The organism is Natroniella sp. ANB-PHB2, assembly GCF_046097105.1.
Classification (GTDB): domain Bacteria; phylum Bacillota; class Halanaerobiia; order Halobacteroidales; family Halobacteroidaceae; genus Natroniella.
In genome coordinates this window covers 264601-282257 of sequence record NZ_CP175562.1, presented here as the reverse complement: position 1 = coordinate 282257, position 17657 = coordinate 264601, and the positions used below count along the sequence as shown (strand labels likewise).

15 protein-coding genes are annotated in these 17657 nt (G+C 35.8%); all 15 read right to left on the bottom strand.

Annotation, left to right across the window (positions count from 1 at the left end; translation table 11 throughout):
• Positions 1-53: 53 nt before the first annotated feature.
• A complete protein-coding gene (locus tag ACKF5P_RS01435; protein WP_408955740.1) occupies positions 54-854 on the bottom strand; it encodes a Cof-type HAD-IIB family hydrolase in 801 nt (266 codons plus the stop codon).
• 22 nt (positions 855-876) lie between these two features.
• Complete coding sequence (locus ACKF5P_RS01430) at positions 877-1278, bottom strand: SoxR reducing system RseC family protein (protein WP_408955739.1); 402 nt, start codon at positions 1276-1278, stop codon at positions 877-879.
• 12 nt (positions 1279-1290) lie between these two features.
• Positions 1291-1563: a metal-sensitive transcriptional regulator gene (locus ACKF5P_RS01425; RefSeq protein ID WP_408955738.1), complete on the bottom strand. Its 273-nt coding sequence runs from the start codon at positions 1561-1563 to the stop codon at positions 1291-1293.
• Positions 1564-1700: 137 nt separating this feature from the next.
• A complete protein-coding gene (locus ACKF5P_RS01420; protein WP_408955737.1) occupies positions 1701-1904 on the bottom strand; it encodes a cation transporter in 204 nt (67 codons plus the stop codon).
• Between the two features lie 238 nt (positions 1905-2142).
• The gene (locus tag ACKF5P_RS01415; protein ID WP_408955736.1) at positions 2143-2346 is read right to left on the bottom strand and encodes a hypothetical protein; all 204 of its coding nucleotides are present in this window, start codon (positions 2344-2346) and stop codon (positions 2143-2145) included.
• A gap of 204 nt (positions 2347-2550) precedes the next feature.
• Entirely contained in the window at positions 2551-2886 is a 336-nt protein-coding gene (locus tag ACKF5P_RS01410; protein WP_408955735.1) for a phage holin family protein, read from the bottom strand.
• An 18-nt stretch (positions 2887-2904) separates the two neighbouring features.
• Positions 2905-4728, bottom strand: coding sequence for an excinuclease ABC subunit UvrC (gene uvrC, locus ACKF5P_RS01405; RefSeq protein WP_408955734.1), 1824 nt, complete (start codon positions 4726-4728; stop codon positions 2905-2907).
• Between the two features lie 522 nt (positions 4729-5250).
• Positions 5251-8061, bottom strand: coding sequence for an excinuclease ABC subunit UvrA (uvrA, locus tag ACKF5P_RS01400; protein ID WP_408955733.1), 2811 nt, complete (start codon positions 8059-8061; stop codon positions 5251-5253).
• A gap of 284 nt (positions 8062-8345) precedes the next feature.
• Complete coding sequence (locus tag ACKF5P_RS01395) at positions 8346-8828, bottom strand: hypothetical protein (protein ID WP_408955732.1); 483 nt, start codon at positions 8826-8828, stop codon at positions 8346-8348.
• Positions 8829-9035: 207 nt separating this feature from the next.
• Complete coding sequence (locus ACKF5P_RS01390; RefSeq protein WP_408955731.1) at positions 9036-10094, bottom strand: hypothetical protein; 1059 nt, start codon at positions 10092-10094, stop codon at positions 9036-9038.
• A 223-nt stretch (positions 10095-10317) separates the two neighbouring features.
• Positions 10318-11814 carry a threonine synthase gene (thrC, locus tag ACKF5P_RS01385; RefSeq protein WP_408955730.1) on the bottom strand — a complete coding sequence of 499 codons (1497 nt, stop codon included), beginning with the start codon at positions 11812-11814 and terminating at the stop codon, positions 10318-10320.
• A 257-nt stretch (positions 11815-12071) separates the two neighbouring features.
• Positions 12072-12896: an ATP-binding protein gene (locus ACKF5P_RS01380; RefSeq protein WP_408955729.1), complete on the bottom strand. Its 825-nt coding sequence runs from the start codon at positions 12894-12896 to the stop codon at positions 12072-12074.
• Positions 12897-13027: 131 nt separating this feature from the next.
• The gene (gene uvrB, locus ACKF5P_RS01375; RefSeq protein ID WP_408955728.1) at positions 13028-15010 is read right to left on the bottom strand and encodes an excinuclease ABC subunit UvrB; all 1983 of its coding nucleotides are present in this window, start codon (positions 15008-15010) and stop codon (positions 13028-13030) included.
• A 139-nt stretch (positions 15011-15149) separates the two neighbouring features.
• On the bottom strand, positions 15150-16307 hold the full coding sequence (locus ACKF5P_RS01370) for a divergent polysaccharide deacetylase family protein (protein WP_408955727.1): 1158 nt from the start codon (positions 16305-16307) through the stop codon (positions 15150-15152).
• 13 nt (positions 16308-16320) lie between these two features.
• Positions 16321-17490 carry a S41 family peptidase gene (locus ACKF5P_RS01365; protein ID WP_408955726.1) on the bottom strand — a complete coding sequence of 390 codons (1170 nt, stop codon included), beginning with the start codon at positions 17488-17490 and terminating at the stop codon, positions 16321-16323.
• Positions 17491-17657: the final 167 nt, after the last annotated feature.

Sequence of the window (17657 nt, the reverse complement as noted above, 5' to 3'; positions counted from 1 at the left end):
AATTTATTTTTATATCTTTACTCATTCCTAGTTAAATATGACAATAGAATTTGTTACAGTATAAACTTCTCAATAACTTGAGCAACCCCTTCTTCATTATTCGTTCCAGTAATATAATCCGCTTCTTCTTTGATCTCTTCTTTAGCATTTCCAACTGCTACTCCCAATCCAGCATACTCTATCATCTCTAGGTCATTATAGCTATCACCAATTGCTATAATTTCTTCTGCTTTAATCCCTAGTTTTGTAGCCACATTGGCCAAAGTAGTTCCTTTGCAGACTTGTTGGCCCATAATCTCTATAAAATTTACCTTAGAAGTAGTTATCGTTACTGAATCAGCAAATCCAGCAGTTAATTCAGAAAAAACTTCCTCTAACTTAGTTCTATCATTTTCAATAATTAACAGCTTAGTTGAAGGTCGATCTAAAAAATCACCTACATCTTCAGTAATTAAGATTGGTTTAATCCCTGCTATTTCTTCATAATAATCAGCTTCAACACCTGTTTTATTAACATATAATAAGTCATCTAAATAAAAGTTAATATGTAGATCATGCTTTTGAGCAACCTTAGCAACCTTTCTGACCAACTCAGTGGAAATAGGCTCATGATATAGAGTTTGATTATCCACCACTCTTTTAACTAAAGCTCCATTATAAGTAATTAACTCATGCTTTAAACCTAACATCTTAGCATACGGTAGAGCAGAAGAATGCATCCTACCAGTAGCAATTACTACTCTAACCCCTTCATTTTGAGCCTCCTTAATCGCTTTGACTGTCCGCTTAGAAATCTGTAAATCATTCGCTAATAAAGTATCATCTAAATCTATAGCTACTAATTTATAATCCATTCCAATCCCTTCCCTCTCTACTTTAGCACTTTACAACCTCAACCATTTTAGCTTCATATTTTTCTGCTCTATAATCACCAAGTTTTCTAGCTAAGATAAAGGTTAATCCAAATAATAAAAATCCTAATGAAATTCTAAATGCTTCTGCCTCAACCCCTAAAGCTCCCCCTAATAAATAACCAGCTATCAAACCTATTAAAGGAACCAAATAAACCATTAATGCAGCACTTAATAGATCATTTTCTTGAATTTCTAATACAACCATATCACCCTTTTTAGCTGCTAAACTATTATTAATTACCAACATCATACTATTTCTTTCATCACATTTACCACATTTGCCACAAGACGAATGTCTTCTAACCTCTACTTTTACCTTTTTTTCAGATTCAAGGGTCTCTAAAACCTGAGCATATTGTTTCAATTTTCTTCCTCCTTACTTATTAAATTTAAAGACTATCTCTAATAACTCCTCAATAATTTCATCCCCATCTCCAGTTGCAATTGCATTTTGAACACAACCATGAGCATGCTTTTCTAAAATAGTCTTCCCTACTTTATTCAAAGCACCTCTAACAGCAGCGATTTGTACTAAAACATCAGCACAATATTTATCATCTTCAATCATCCCTTGTAATCCACGAACTTGACCTTCTATTCGCTTTAATCTATTTACTAAGTCTTTCTTTTTATCTTTATAAGAGGTCATTTAATCCATCTCCCTTCCATTTTAGAAAAGAATCCTTACTATTGATTATATAATATATTTAGCTAAATTCAAAATATTTATCTTAATTTTAAAAAACCATCTCTTATTGCAATAAGAGATGGTTTTTTTATTCATTATTAGCTTACCTTATACCCTGCTTTTGAAACTGTTTCTTTTAACTGAGCTAAATCAGTCTGACTATCATCAAATTCAACCTTAACTTCCTCTGATTCTAAATCAACTACTGCTTCTTTAACTCCAGCTAGATCAGCTAAAGTTGATTCCACAGCTTTCTTGCAGTGCCCACAAGACATACCTTTAACTGTAAATATTTTTTTCATTTTAATTCCTCCTCACTAACAACATACCCCTGTATGGTATATTGTTAGAATACCAAAACTTATAACTATTGTCAAGAACAAAATAACTTTTGCTCATAGCCTCAACTTAATTTGCCCATAAAAAAAAGACAACCATCATTATGGCTGCCATTAAAAAGTTACTTAATAAAAGTTACCACCCTATAATATTATATCCGCTTTAAAAGATAACATACAAATTATTTAAAATTTGTCATAATTAATTATAATGTTCAATCGAATTAATAATACTAGTTATCTCCCTAACTGAATGCTTTCGTTCTACATTACAGGTTGGACATTCCAAACTTACTTCAGCCTCCTGAGCCAACCCGGAAAGATGCTCCTTCAATTGTAAATGATGATTACAGCCTTCCACACAAGGATAATTGACATATCTAGTTACTGCTAATTTATTCTTCATCTTTTCACCCTCTCTTTTATAAAGTAAGTTTCAATTTAACTCAACCATTATTAACTCTTAGTTAAACCTAATTGCTTATATGAGTTTTGAATATTGTCAAAAAATTAAGTAAACTTTCATTCTTTACATAGATTATAAGTCACCATTATTAAATTGTCAAACAATTATCTCATATAAATAATTGAAGTGTTAGTTATTTATAACTCAAATTAAAGATTTAAACATTAAACTACTGAACAAACTGACCAAGATCGCTCCTAAAATTGCTGCTAAAAAGCTAGTCACAACAAAATCTGATACCAGCCAAGCAGTTAATAACAACATTCCTCCATTGATTACCACTAAAAATAGACCAAAACTCAAAACCGTCAATGGTAAAGTCAACAAGGTCAAAATTGGTTTAATAAACATATTAACCAATCCTAATATTAAGGCAGCCCAAAAACCTGCTTCTAAATTAATAATTTCAATTCCAGGTAGTAGTTGGGCCGTTAAAATTAGGGCCAACATTGAAGTAAATAACCTAATAATCCTCTTCATTATATTCCCTCCCTTAACTTAAGGTCGAAGATGATGCTGCAAATAATCTTTAATCACCACAGCTAAATTATTACTAATTCCTTTAACATTAGTCAACTCTTTTACAGAAGCTGTCTTGATCTTTTCTAATGAACTAAAATACTGTAATAAAGCCTTCCGCCGCTTAGGGCCAATCCCTGGGATGTCATCAAGCATCGAATGGGTTAACCTCCGCCCTCTTAACTTACGATGATAATTGACTGCAAAACGATGTGCTTCATCTCTTACCCGTTGTAATAAATATAATCCTGCCGAATTTCTAGATAATCTAATAGCTTCCTCATTTCCAGGTACAAAGACCTCTTCTTCCCTCTTAGCTAAACTGATAATCTGCTGTTTGTGCTGTCCTAACTCATCTAAAACCCTTAGTGCTGAATTCAGTTGTCCTTTTCCACCATCGATTAAGATCAAATCTGGAAATTCTCTTCCTTCCTCTACTAATCGAGAATATCTCCGCTGTATAACCTCATTCATCGCTGCAAAATCATCTTGACCCTGCACAGTCTTAATTTTAAAGCGACGATAACCCTTTTTGTATGGTTGACCATTTTGAAAGGTAACTAAAGAGGCAACCGTATCTGTTCCCTGCAAATTAGAGATATCAAATCCTTCAATTTTAATAGGTAACTTGTTAAGTCCCAATCCCTGTTGTAACTGCTTAACTCCTTTACCTAATTGTTGAGAACTGAACTTCTCCTTAAAACGATATTCTTTCAGATTATACCTTGCATTACGGGCAGCCAGATCAACCAAACCCTTTTTCTGACCTTGCTGGGGAACCTTAAGCTCTACTTTGGCCTCTTTTTTATGCTGTAACCACTCCTCAATTACTGACAAATCATCAATCATAAACTCCAATAAGATCTCTTCAGGAATATAATAAACCTGATCATAATACTGCTGTAAAAAAGCCGTCACCACTTCTGTCAAGTCATCACTATCAACAAAAATAAAATCTTCTTTCCCAATCAACCTACCACTTCTTACAATTAACAATTGTAGACAAATATCATTATCCTCAGTTGCTAGTGCAATTATATCCTGGTTAACCAACTTCTCTGCTACAACCTTCTGCTTTTGGGTCACTTTATTGATTGCCTTGATCTGATCTCTCAATTTAGCAGCCTTTTCAAACTCTAAACCTTTTGCTGCTTGCTCCATCTTAACCTCTAACTGCCCTACTAAACTTTCTTCTTTCCCCTCCAAAATCATAATAACTTTAGTTATTAACTCATTATATTCAACCTGATTAATTTCGTTAATACAAGGGGCATGGCACTTCTCAATATGATAGTTTAAACAGGCCCGTTCTTCTTTATCTACTGTCAAATCACGCTTACAATCTCGCAAAGAGAATAGGTCAGCTACCAGTTCCAAAATATCATTAACTGCTTTAACATCTGTATAAGGGCCAAAGTAGCGTGACCCATCATTCTTAACGATTCGAGTTTTATAGACACGCGGATATATTTCAGCTATCGTTACTTTAATATAGGGATAAGTCTTATCATCCTTAAGCTGAATATTAAACTTCGGATTATACTTCTTAATCAAATTATTCTCTAAAATCAAAGCCTCTACCTCAGTATCAGTCACAATATACTCAAAATCAGCAATCTTATCGACCAACACTTTAGTCTTAAAACGCTGTATATTAGATTTTTGCCAGTAAGATTTAACTCGCTTACGCAATGACTTAGCTTTTCCTACATAAATAATTTGGCCCGTCTGCCCCTTCATCAGATAAACCCCAGGCTCACAAGGCAAATTTTTAGCTTTAACTTTTAAATCGATTTTAATCACCCCTTGAGCTAATTAACACTTTATTACATAAATGCATAATATATAACAAACAGATTAGAAAGGAGGGAAGTTAAATGTCTAAATATAAAGCTGATCAGGAGGCTTTCATTTTATTTCTAATCTTAATCTTATTAATCTTAGGTTTTTGGAGCATTTGCTAAAATATACTAACAAGAAAATTAGTCTATCTCAGACTAGTCTTCTCTTTTCTAGATAAATACTTTAACCCGTCTGGTACTTCATCAAATCAACCTCAAGATTGCAAGGTGAATTCCCGGCTATAACTATACATTATAAATCCATTTCCAATATTTTAACTGCAAGCTAATTAACGATTTTTTATCTAACTGAATAGCATATATTAAACAAACTAGAAAGGAGGAAGATTAATGGGTAAATATCCACAAGATCAAGAAGCCTTTGTTTTATTTTTAATCTTAATCTTGTTGCTATTAGGCTTTTGGGGTATTTGGTAAGATACACTAAAAACAAGACTAGTCTATCTCAGGCTAGTCTTATTTTTTATAATATTTCCTGTAAAAACTCTCCTGTATAAGACCCTTCAACCTCAGCAACCTCTTCTGGAGTTCCAGTAGCAACCACTTCTCCTCCATAATCTCCACCTTCTGGCCCTAAATCAATAATATAATCAGCACTCTTAATCACATCTAAATTATGCTCAATTACTAATACAGTATTGCCACCTTCTTTTAAACGCTGTAAAACCTGCAATAATTTATTGACATCCTCAAAATGGAGACCGGTCGTCGGTTCATCTAAGATATAGATTGTACTTCCTGTACTCCTCTTACTCAACTCTGTTGCTAACTTGACCCGCTGTGCTTCCCCTCCTGATAGAGTAGTTGATGGTTGTCCTAACCTAATATACCCCAAACCAACATCATATAATGTCTGCAATCTCCGTTTGATCTTTGGAATATTTGCAAAAAATTGCAAGGCCTCCTCAACTGTCATCCCCAATACATCAGCAATCGTCTCCCCCTTATAATCAACCTCTAATGTCTCTCGATTATAACGCTGACCATCACAGATTTCACAAGGAACATAGACATCAGCTAAAAAATGCATTTCAATCTTGATAATTCCATCACCTTTACAGCCTTCACAACGTCCTCCTTTGACATTAAAACTGAATCTTCCTTTCTTATAACCCCTCTCTTGGGCCAACGGTGTCTTAGCAAAGACATCGCGAATATGATCAAAAACTTTAGTATAAGTCGCTGGATTAGAACGTGGAGTTCGACCAATCGGTGATTGATCGATATTAATCACCTTATCTAAATGCTCCATCCCTAAGAGTTGATCATGCTTCCCGGGTCTCTTCTTAGAGCTATAAAACTCCTTCATCAACCTCCGATTCAAGGTTTCATTAACCAGTGTACTCTTTCCTGAGCCAGAGACTCCAGTTACACAAGTAAATGTCCCTAAAGGAATCTTAACATCTACATTCTTCAAATTATTTTGGCAAGCACCTGTAACCTCTAAATACTTACCGTTAGGCTCTATTCTTTCAGCTGGCACTTTAATCTCCTTCTTTTTTGACAAATACTGTCCTGTCAAAGAATCTTCAGTTGCAATAATATCATCAACCTTACCTTGAGCAACTACCTCTCCACCATGTCTACCTGCTTTTGGGCCAATATCAACAATATGATCAGCAGCTCTAATCGTCTCTTCATCATGCTCAACAACTAAGACTGTATTACCCAACTGCTTTAACTCCTGCAAAGTATTGATTAAGCGCTGATTATCCCGCTGATGAAGGCCAATACTTGGTTCATCTAAAATATAAATTACCCCTACCAAACTAGAACCAATCTGAGTTGCTAGCCTAATTCGCTGTGCTTCTCCACCAGATAATGTACCAGCAGATCGATCCAAAGTTAGATAGACCAGCCCTACATTGATCAAAAACCTCAATCTTTCCTTAATCTCCTTTAAAATTTCAGTCCCAATAATCTGCTCCCGCTTACTTAACTCTAACTGCTCAAAGAAGTCATACGCTTCTTCAATTGACAACCTACTTACCTCAGCAATCGACTTTCCACCTACCGTCACAGCTAAACTCTTACGATTTAGACGAGCACCAGTACACTCTGGGCAGCGGCCAATACTCATATATGACTCCAAATTTTTTCTTTTTCGCTTAGACTTACTCTCTCTAAACTTCCTATTAAAGATCTCTAACAATCCTTCAAACCTCTTCTGGTGTAACCTGGTTCTACCCTTGCGATTGGTATATTCAAACTCTATTATACTACTATCACCATATAACAAAAGATCGATAAATTCTTGATCAGCTTCTTCTAAAGGTCGATGACGATCAACCCCATACTTATCAGCTACTGCATCAACCATCTGTGGATAATATCTACTCCTTGACTTCTGCCACGGAACAATTGCTCCATCAGCCAATGATAGTTCATAATCAAGAATCAAACCAGGATCAAATTCCCGTTTAACTCCCAGTCCATCACAAGTAGAGCAAGCTCCATAAGGACTATTAAAAGAGAACATCCGTGGAGATAGCTCTTCTAAACTGATCCCACAATCTGGACAGGCAAAGCTCTCACTGAATAACAACTCCTCACCATCTATCAAGTCAATAATTACCAATCCTTCAGCTAGATTTAAAGCAGTCTCCAAAGAATCAGTCAACCTAGACTTAATCCCATCCTTCATAATCAACCGATCAACTACTACCTCAATCCAGTGCTTATAATTCTTATCCAATTCAATATCTTCACTGATATCTCTAACCTCTCCATCGACCCTAACTCTGACAAATCCATCCCGTTTAATCTGGGCCAACAGATCCTTATATTCCCCTTTTCTCCCTCGCACAACCGGGGCCAACACCTGAAATTTTGTTCTCTCTTCCAACTGCAAAATCTGATCAACAATCTCCTGTACCGTCTGCGATGATATCTGTTGATCACATTCAGGACAATGAGGAGTACCAATTCGAGCATATAATAACCGTAAGTAATCATGAATCTCCGTTACCGTTCCTACGGTAGAACGGGGATTCTTACTGGTCGTCTTTTGATCGATTGAGATCGAAGGAGACAACCCTTCAATATACTCCACCTTAGGCTTTTCCATCTGCCCTAAAAACTGTCGAGCATAAGCAGATAAAGACTCGACATATCTACGTTGGCCCTCCGCATAAATCGTATCAAAAGCTAGAGAAGACTTCCCTGAGCCACTTAATCCTGTTAAGACAACTAATTGATCTCTAGGAATCTCAACATTTATCTTCTTTAAATTATTCTCAGCTGCTCCTTTAATTATAATCTTATTTTTAGCCATTCTCTTTCACTCCTTAGAAATCATTTAATATTGAATACTTGAAATTCAAAAACTCTTATAAATAATATATATCAGCTTAACTATTAATATTTTTAGCTATTTAATATTGACTATTCATTATTCAATTCCCTTAACTACTTTCTATTATATCAGTAATGATTACTAATTACAAATAGATATTACTTTTTCTACACAAAAATAAAAAGAACCAACTCAGTAAATTAATCCACCAAGTTGATCCTTTTTAAAATTATATTACTCTACAAATATGTCCTAGTAAAAAATTAATATCGGTACGCACCTCTATTAAGTGCATCTCTTGCCGCTGAAATTACTTTATTTGCTCTCAAAGTAGCTCCTGTAAAAGTATCAATATCTTCTACAACATTCTCTGCATCATAAAGTTCTGGAAGAACTTCTCTAATATCTTCACCTTCCAAATAATCCAACACCTGCTCATACTGTTCTGTGATAGCATATAACTGATCATCTTCTTCTAACTCAAGATAATCTACTCCTCCATAATACAAGTGTCTGTAACTAGCAGCAACAACAATATTGTCCTCTAATGTAAATTGAATATTTATCTGATCGTCACCACCATCTGCGAAAACTCCTCGATAATCAGCATCTTCAAAGTTGCTAGCTGCATAACCAAATTGTTCAACCTCTCCCTCTGGAGCAACCTCTTCTCCTTGACAACCAACTAAGACAACAGTGCTTACTAGCAAAATTACTAGTAACATGAAATATTTAGATTTTCTCATTTCATAACTCCTCCTATTATAATATGATTAAGTTATTTAATTTCTTCTCTTACTTTTCAGACTAAAACTCTTAGACACACCTTATTTTTTACTAAAAATTAACTCTTATACATCTTGTTCATTTAAGTATTCCTCGATAACCTCATATTTAAAATTATATTACTCTATAAATATATCTTAGTAAAAAATTAATAAAAAATACTCTGTTTAGAATCGACCAGTAGAAATCACTTCATCTTCATCAAGAATACCAGCATCTAATAAGGCACGCTGATAAGATGTAGATTCCCGAGACATTCTAACAGTTGCACCAGCGATTGTGTCAAAGGAATTCTGTACTGTACGTGTTGCTCCACTTGGCACATCTACACCAAATACATTATCTTCATTGACAGCATCTGACCAACGAGGGTTATCCTCCCAATCAATTAAAGAAGTAACCTCTGTTGCATCTTGTCCAATTAAGTATTCTTCAATAGCCTCATAGTTACCAGACCAACCACCTAAGCCAAAGTAGCCATACTCAACAGCCATAGCTTGAGGTTGTCCACTAGCAAATTCAACTCCCATCGCTTCAAGAAGTTCTCGTGTAGAAGAATCTTGATCAATATCTTCTAAGACACCTTCATCATTAACTACATGAGACCACGTTGGATGAATATTCAAAATATTTTTATCAGCCAAATCCTCCCACTCAGCTGGGTGAGAACCACCAGTTCTACCTGTTGGAACAATCAAGTCACTTCCGATAGTCATTTCGCCAACAGTTGTGTCATCAAAATCAAAGTTCGCAGGGAACTTCATCTCAAACTGAAACCTAGTCCATGGATCAACAATAGTAGCAGCTGTAGTACCATCTTCAGCCACCGCAGCAGCATAGAAACTCATCAGGTTAGAAGTAGAAATCTTAAACATAGATTCTCCCGCCTGATAGTCACTTCCTTCAAGAGCTTCTGCTTTTGTAGGATCTACTGAAAAATCAACCCACACATCAGCACTTCCATCTTGACGAGCTGTCAAATATCCATCTGCTTGTTGGAAATAAAGCATCTTAGCATCTTCAATGATTCCATCCTCATTAAGATGTAAGATAGTTTCAACATACCTATCAGCATCCTCAAACTCAACACCATCAGCTTCATTTCTCCAAGAATAACCAACATAAGTACCTTCAAGTGATGAATCTTCCGTCATTACAGCTTGTTCATCATTACAACCTACTACAACAACTAATACAGTTAAAGCTAGTGCTAAAACCATAATCATTCTTGCTCTTCATTTCATTCACACAACCTCCCCTCGTCTTTAAAAAATTTTAAGTTAAAGATATCTCTTTCACAATTATTATAACATTTTTCACAAAGCATAATCAAGGGTAATTATCAATTATTCCTATAAAATTAGTATATATTATTTTCATTTGTTTCATTAAATTTACAGTTGACATAATTAAGGGGGGCAAGCTTTAAAGCCTACCCCCTTCTGCTTATTATTTTAATTGTAAAATTTCCTTAATTTGCTCTCTAATCTCTCCAGTCTGACATCCTCTATCATGCCTAACCTCTTTTCTATCTAAATCCTTCAAACCACGGTGAATCTCAAGACCGGTCAACTCTTCTAGCTGATTTAAAATTTCAAATTCATCCTCTGTCTCTAACTCTCCTTGCAATGCTTCTAAAACAGCTTGACTAAATTTATAAGGACTTGCTGTCGAATCAATCACAGTTGTCGTTAGATCATCATAATCACTTAAGTACTTCTGATAAGCTTTAATCCCCACAGCAGTATGAGTATCAACTACATATTCTTTGCTCTCATAAATTTGCTTAATCGTTGTTAATGTCTCTTCTTCAGTAGCATACTCCCCTACAAATAACTCTTGCATCTTATCCTGTACCGCTTGTCCGACTTTAAACTTACCATTTTGCTCTAAATCATGATACCACTTTTCAATCTTAGCAGCATCATGGTCAGTCAGTTCAAATAAAAACCTCTCTAAATTAGAAGAGATCAAGATATCCATTGATGGACTGATCGTCTTTTTAAAATCACGGTTGCTATCATACACTCCAGTCTTTAAAAAATCGGTCAAGACCTTATTATCATTAGAAGCACAGATGAATTTATTGACCGGCAGTCCCATTCGATAAGCATAATAGGCAGCCAAAATATTCCCAAAGTTGCCTGTCGGAACCGAAATGTTGATCTGCTCTCCTAATTCCAACTGATCATCTGCTACCAAGTCAGCATAACTGGCAAAATAATAAATAATCTGCGGCACTAATCGCCCCCAGTTAATCGAATTAGCCGATGAAAATTGATAGTCATTCTGTTCTAATAACTCTTTAAACTCTTGATCGCCAAAGATCTCCTTAACACTACTTTGACAATCATCAAAGTTACCTTCCACTGCCACTACTGATGTATTAGTTCCAGTTGTAGTGACCATCTGTTCTTCTTGTACCTTACTGACCCCTCCAGCAGGATAAAAGACAATAATCCTAACTCCTTTAACATCTTTAAAACCTTCTAAAGCAGCTTTACCTGTATCCCCGGAAGTAGCTACCAAAATAACAACTTCCTTGTCTAAGTCAACCTTCTCGATTGCTTTAACCAACAAATGAGGCATTAACTGTAACGCCATATCCTTAAAAGCGGCCGTTGGCCCGTGCCACAATTCTAAAACATAACTTTGCTCATCCAATTTAACATACGGAGCAATCTCTTGTGCACCAAAAGATTTTTCATTATATGCTAAACTAACAGCCTCTGCTAACTCTTTCATTGTATAATCAGTCAAAAATTCTGCTAAAATTTGTTGGGCTACATCTTGATAACTCTTTCCGACTAACTTAGCTAACTCTTCTTTTGAAAAAGCTGGTATCTTCTCAGGAACAAATAACCCTCCTGTTGGTACCATACCTAATCTAATTGCATCTGCTGCACTAACTGGCTGATAATTTCCACGAGTACTTACATACTTCATCCTACTCCATCCTTTCTACTCAATTTTCTCCTATTATATCAAAGGACTTTCACCTTTTAAACTATAAATTTCAATTCAATCAATTATTGACATTAAGTTTAAGTTCAAATCTAAGTTTAAATAAGACCTAGATCCATTCTTTGTATGATTGACTTAATCTTAATCCAGCCTTAAACTTAAGCTCTATTATAAAAAATTCATACCAATTAAAAAGAAGGCGGGATTTCCCCGCCTTACTTAAATTTATTTTCTTCAGTTTACTTTTTCAATTTGCCATCAATACTTACTACAGTTGTCTCTACCTCTAATTCAGTACCTGCTTTCTTAGCTGCTTGTTGAGCAATTTGAACCATTCCAGCACAACATGGAACTTCCATCCGTGCTACAGTAATACTATTTAAATCATTCTGTTCAATAATTGCTGCCAATCTCTCAACATAAGCATTAGCATCATCTAATTTAGGACATCCAATTGCTACTGCATTGCCCTTGAGCATCTTTTGATGATAATTAGCATATGCTACCGGCACACAATCAGCTGTAATCAATAAATCAGCATTTTTAAAATATGGAGCCTGCGGAGAAAGTAAATGAATCTGAACCGGCCATTGCTGTAATTGAGATTGAACCTCTATCTCTTTTTCAGCTTCACTCTCTTTTACTTCCTTCTGTTTCATCTCCATCATTCGACTACCTGGACAACCTCCCATTTGATCATGAGCGTGGTGATGTGATTGACACCCAGACTTTTCTACAAAGATCTCCTTTAATTCTTCTGGAACTTCTTCTCCATGAGCCTCTTGTGCTTTCAACATTTCCTTAACAGCTTCTTCTCCCCTAACATTCTTAACATGTTCTACTGTTGCTTTTAAATCAAATTCCTCAGCTTCACGCTCTATAATCTCTAAAGCTCCTGTTGGACATTCACCGATACAGTCACCAAAACCATCACAAAATGACTCATTAACCAGCTTAGCTACACCATCAATAATCTGTAATGCACCTTCCTGACAGCCTGTTACACATTCTCCACAACCATTACATTTATCCTCATCAATCTTAATCACTTGTCTTTTTGGCATTTCTATCTCCCCTTTTTGAGATTTATTTTGTTAATCATTAATTTCATCGTTAACTAAATTATAATCTTAATTAATTATAAATTCTGTGAGAAAGGTCACAGGGAGGGGAGAAAATTGATATATATCTTAAATTACAACCTTTTTCTTAATTCATCTATCTCATCTCTTATCTGTGCTGCCAATTCAAATTGTAACTCCTCTGCGGCACTCTTCATCTCCAGTTCCAATTCAGCAATCTCTTTTCTAATCTCTGCTTCAGATAAACCTTTCTTATCTTCACTCCCAGCCTGATAGTTAGCTTTAGCCTCAGCAACCATATCGACCGGTCGCAAGACATCTCTCACATCTTTTTTAATTGTTTGGGGAGTAATCCCTTGTTGCTGATTAAACTCCAACTGTAATTCACGACGCCGCTCAGTCTCATCAAGAGCTTGCTTCATTGAATCAGTAACCTGATCAGCATACATAATTACCCTACCATTTACATTCCTTGCTGCTCGTCCAATTGTTTGAATCAAAGAACGAGCAGAACGTAAAAATCCTTCTTTATCAGCATCTAAAATTGCAACTAAGGATACTTCAGGAATATCTAAGCCTTCACGCAATAAGTTAATCCCAACCAGCACATCAAATTTACCTAACCGTAGATCCCTAATTATCTCTAACCTCTCAATAGTATCTATATCGGAGTGCAAATAATTGACCTTAATCCCAGCTTGATAGAGATAATCGGTCAAATCTTCCGCCATCTTCTTAGTTAAAGTTGTAATTAAGATCCGCCCATCACATGCAATAACATCTCTAGTCTCATCTAATAAATCATCAATCTGATTTTTAATTGGTCGAACATCTACTTGAGGATCAACTAACCCTGTCGGTCGAATAATCTGCTCTACTATCTGTTGGCTATGTTCTTGTTCATACGGGCCAGGCGTTGCTGAAATATAAACTGCCTGCTGGGCCAACCTCTCAAACTCATCAAATTGTAATGGACGGTTATCCAAAGCAGAAGGTAGTCTAAACCCGTGCTCTACTAGCCTTTCTTTTCGAGAACGATCACCAGCATACATCCCACCAATCTGTGGAATTGTCTTATGTGATTCATCGATAACTACCAAAAAATCATCCGGAAAATAATCGATCAAAGTCTGAGGACGCGAACCTGGCTTCCGTCCTGCCAAGTGGCGTGAATAATTCTCAATCCCTGAACAAAAACCGACTTCCTCTAACATCTCCATATCATACTTAGTTCGCTCTTCTAACCTCTGCGCTTCAAGCAACTTCCCCTCAGCCCTTAAACCTTCTAATCTTTCTTCTAACTCAACTTCAATAGCTTTTAATGCCCGCTCCACCTTATCTTGAGGGGTTACAAAGTGGCTAGCAGGATAAATTGTAATCTCTTTTAACTCTCCTAAAATCTCACCAGTTACTGTATTTATCTCTGTAATTCGATCAATTTCATCTCCAAAAAGCTCTACTCGATAGGCCCGTTCTTCATAAGCAGGAATCACTTCTAAAGTATCACCTCTAACCCGAAAAGTTCCTCGATCAAAATCAATCTCATTTCTCTTATATTGAATATTAATCAATTCCCGAATAATCTCTTCTCGCTCCTTAAGCATTCCACGCTCTAAATGGCAGGTTAAATCTAAATAATCTGCTGGATTTCCTAAGCCATAAATACAAGAAACACTGGCTACAATAATAACGTCCCTTCGTTCAAATAATGAACTGGTTGCCGCCAATCTCAATTTATCAACCTCTTCATTAATCGAAGCATCCTTTTCAATGTAGGTATCTGTTTGCGGAACATAAGCTTCCGGTTGATAATAGTCATAATAACTGACAAAATAACCAACTTGATTATGAGGAAAAAACTCTTTAAACTCACTACATAATTGGGCTGCTAAGGTCTTATTATGAGCTATCACCAGAGTTGGTTTCTGTACTTGTTCAATTACATTAGCAATTGTAAATGTCTTACCTGATCCTGTTACTCCTAATAATGTCTGCTTCTCCAATCCAGATTCCACTCCGGCAGTTAATTTCTCGATCGCCTTAGGCTGATCACCTTGGGGAGTATACTCTGAAACCAATTCAAATTTATTAGACATTTTATCACTCCTCTAATAAAGCATTTACTAGTTAATAGTGAATAATTGAAATTCTAAAAACAAAGAAGCCCCCACTAATTAGGCACTTCTTTGTTTTGAACTATGAATTTGTTTTTAATCAAACTCAAATTTAGCCAAACTACTTAACTATCTGAGAGGCATACACTAACTTGATTCCCTTCTTTTCTAAAATAGGAATCACTTCCTTAATTGCATTGGCTGTATTTGTTCGCACATGGCCAATCGTCACTAACTTTCCTCTTTTCAATGCAACATCAGCCAGCATAAGTAGCATCTCCTCAACAGCTTCTTGCTCATCAACATTATCGATAAATAGATAATTTTCAGCTGTCAAAATTCCTGCCTCTCTAGCCTTTTTGGCCCCTACTGATTGACTAGAGGTACTACTATCAATAAAGTATAACCCTTCTTCCTTTAAAACTTTCATTACCTCTTCCATTATTTTAGGATCTTCAGTTCCTTTAGAACCCATGTGATTGTTGATTCCTACAACTGGAGGTAAATGATCTAAGATTTGCCGTAACTTTTCTCTAATCTCTTCAGAATTCATTCTACTATTAATCGTTCCTGGGCCAGGGTCAACTTCAGGATTATGAGCTTCAAAAGGCTGATGTAACATAATTTCATACCCCAACTCTTTAGCCTCTTTAGCCTGCTGTACAGACTGAGATAAGTAAGGTAAAACAGCCATAGTCAAAGGGCGATCGATGCTGAAGATATCACTGGTTGCCTGATGACTATATCCCAAGTCATCAATAATAATTGCCATCTTAGCTTCTGGTCGTTGTTGCACAAACTGAATAAGATGGGTCTCAACCAAGACACCTTCACCCTTAAAACCAAAACTAATCTCCAGCCTCCGCTCATTTGCTTGCTCTTCCCAATCAACTTCAACAATTGGAAATGCAGTTTCAAAATTGGTTACAATTTTATCTTTAAGTTCAGATAACAACCTTCCTTCTACTCCAAAAAGAGGCACTTCTAACTTATAATAGTTATGTTCCCAGACAAAAGAAGAGTTTTTCTTTTCTTCTTTCTGTTCCACTTGCTCTTGTTCTAAAATTAATTCCTTCTTATCTAGATTTAATTCAGTTAAAATCACTTGAAATTCTGTTTCAAATTCAGCGACATCTGCTCTATAATCAACAACAACTTCTTTTGTTGCCTCTGACTTATCCTCTTCTTTCATCACTTCCCTCTCTAAACTGATTAGAGTAACTGCAACCAACACTGCCAAACAAAACAAACAAATAACTAACTTATTATTCTCTTTCATCAGGATGTCCCTTCTATCTTAATTTATTTAGCAACTCCTCTATCGCTACTTCTAACTGTTCATCTACTTTAGTTTCCAGATCAAACTCAACTGGAATGTCAGGTTCAACACCAACCTGATCTATCTTATTTTTTAGCGGTGTATAGAAGCGTGCAGTAGTCAACTTAACAGCTGAATCATCAGGCAATGGACTGACACTTTGCACAGAACCTTTGCCAAAAGTCTGTTCACCAACTATTATTCCGCGATCATTATCCTGAAGTGCTCCTGCTACTATCTCAGAACCACTAGCACTTCCCCTATTAACTAATATTGCTAAAGGTTTATCTTCTATCGACCTAATTGTTGGATTCAATGGTATCGCCTGTTTAGCCTCTTTTCTTTCTTGAACATAAACAGCTGGCCCTTGGTCAGTAAAGTTACTGACTACCTTAGCAGCTTCTGGTAATAAACCACCCGGGTTATTTCTTAAATCCAAAATAAAAGCTTCTGCTCCTTCTGCTTCTAATTTCTCTAATTCAACAGCAAGATCTCGACCAACATCCTCTCCAAATCTACTCATTCTCAAATAACCAATCTTCTCTTCTTTTAATTCAGCTTCCAAATGAGCGACTTCAATTAACTCTCTAGTTATGTCAACTTCAAACTCCTCAACTTCCCCCTCTTCAGTAACTCTTTCAATCAGTAAAACCACTTCAGTATCCGGTTCCCCTTGCATCAAATCAACTGCTTCCTCCATCGACATTCCCTCAGTAGAAATACCATCTATCTTCATGATCTCGTCCTCTGCCCTCAAACCAACTCGATCACCAGGTGTTCCTTCAATTGGAGAAATAATTGTCAACTGATCATCACGCATCGTAATTATAATTCCAATTCCACCATATTCACCTTCCATAGTAGTCTTCATATCATCATACTCTCTTGGTGGTAAATATCCTGTATATGGGTCATCTAATGATTCTAACATTCCATCAATTGCTCCAGTAAGTAACTTATCTACACTTGGCTCTTCAACATAATTATTCCGTACAAGATTAAAAATAACTAGTAATTTCTGAAATTGATTCATTTCTTCTTGTGAATTTGCTTCAGCCCTATGCAGGAAGAATCCAGTTGCTCCTGCAGCAAATAACATCAATATGATTAATATAATCCCAAGCCTCTTTTTTGATTTAAACATTATTACCTACCTTTCTAAATAGTTATTAACTTAATCTTAATTTTACCACTCATCTTCTGATTTCGCAAATTTAAAACTTAACAGATGAAGTTCATTTAATATTTAATACTTAATAATTGAAATTCAAAACCTAAAGAAGAGACCAGCTTGCTCTTCATTATTAATAT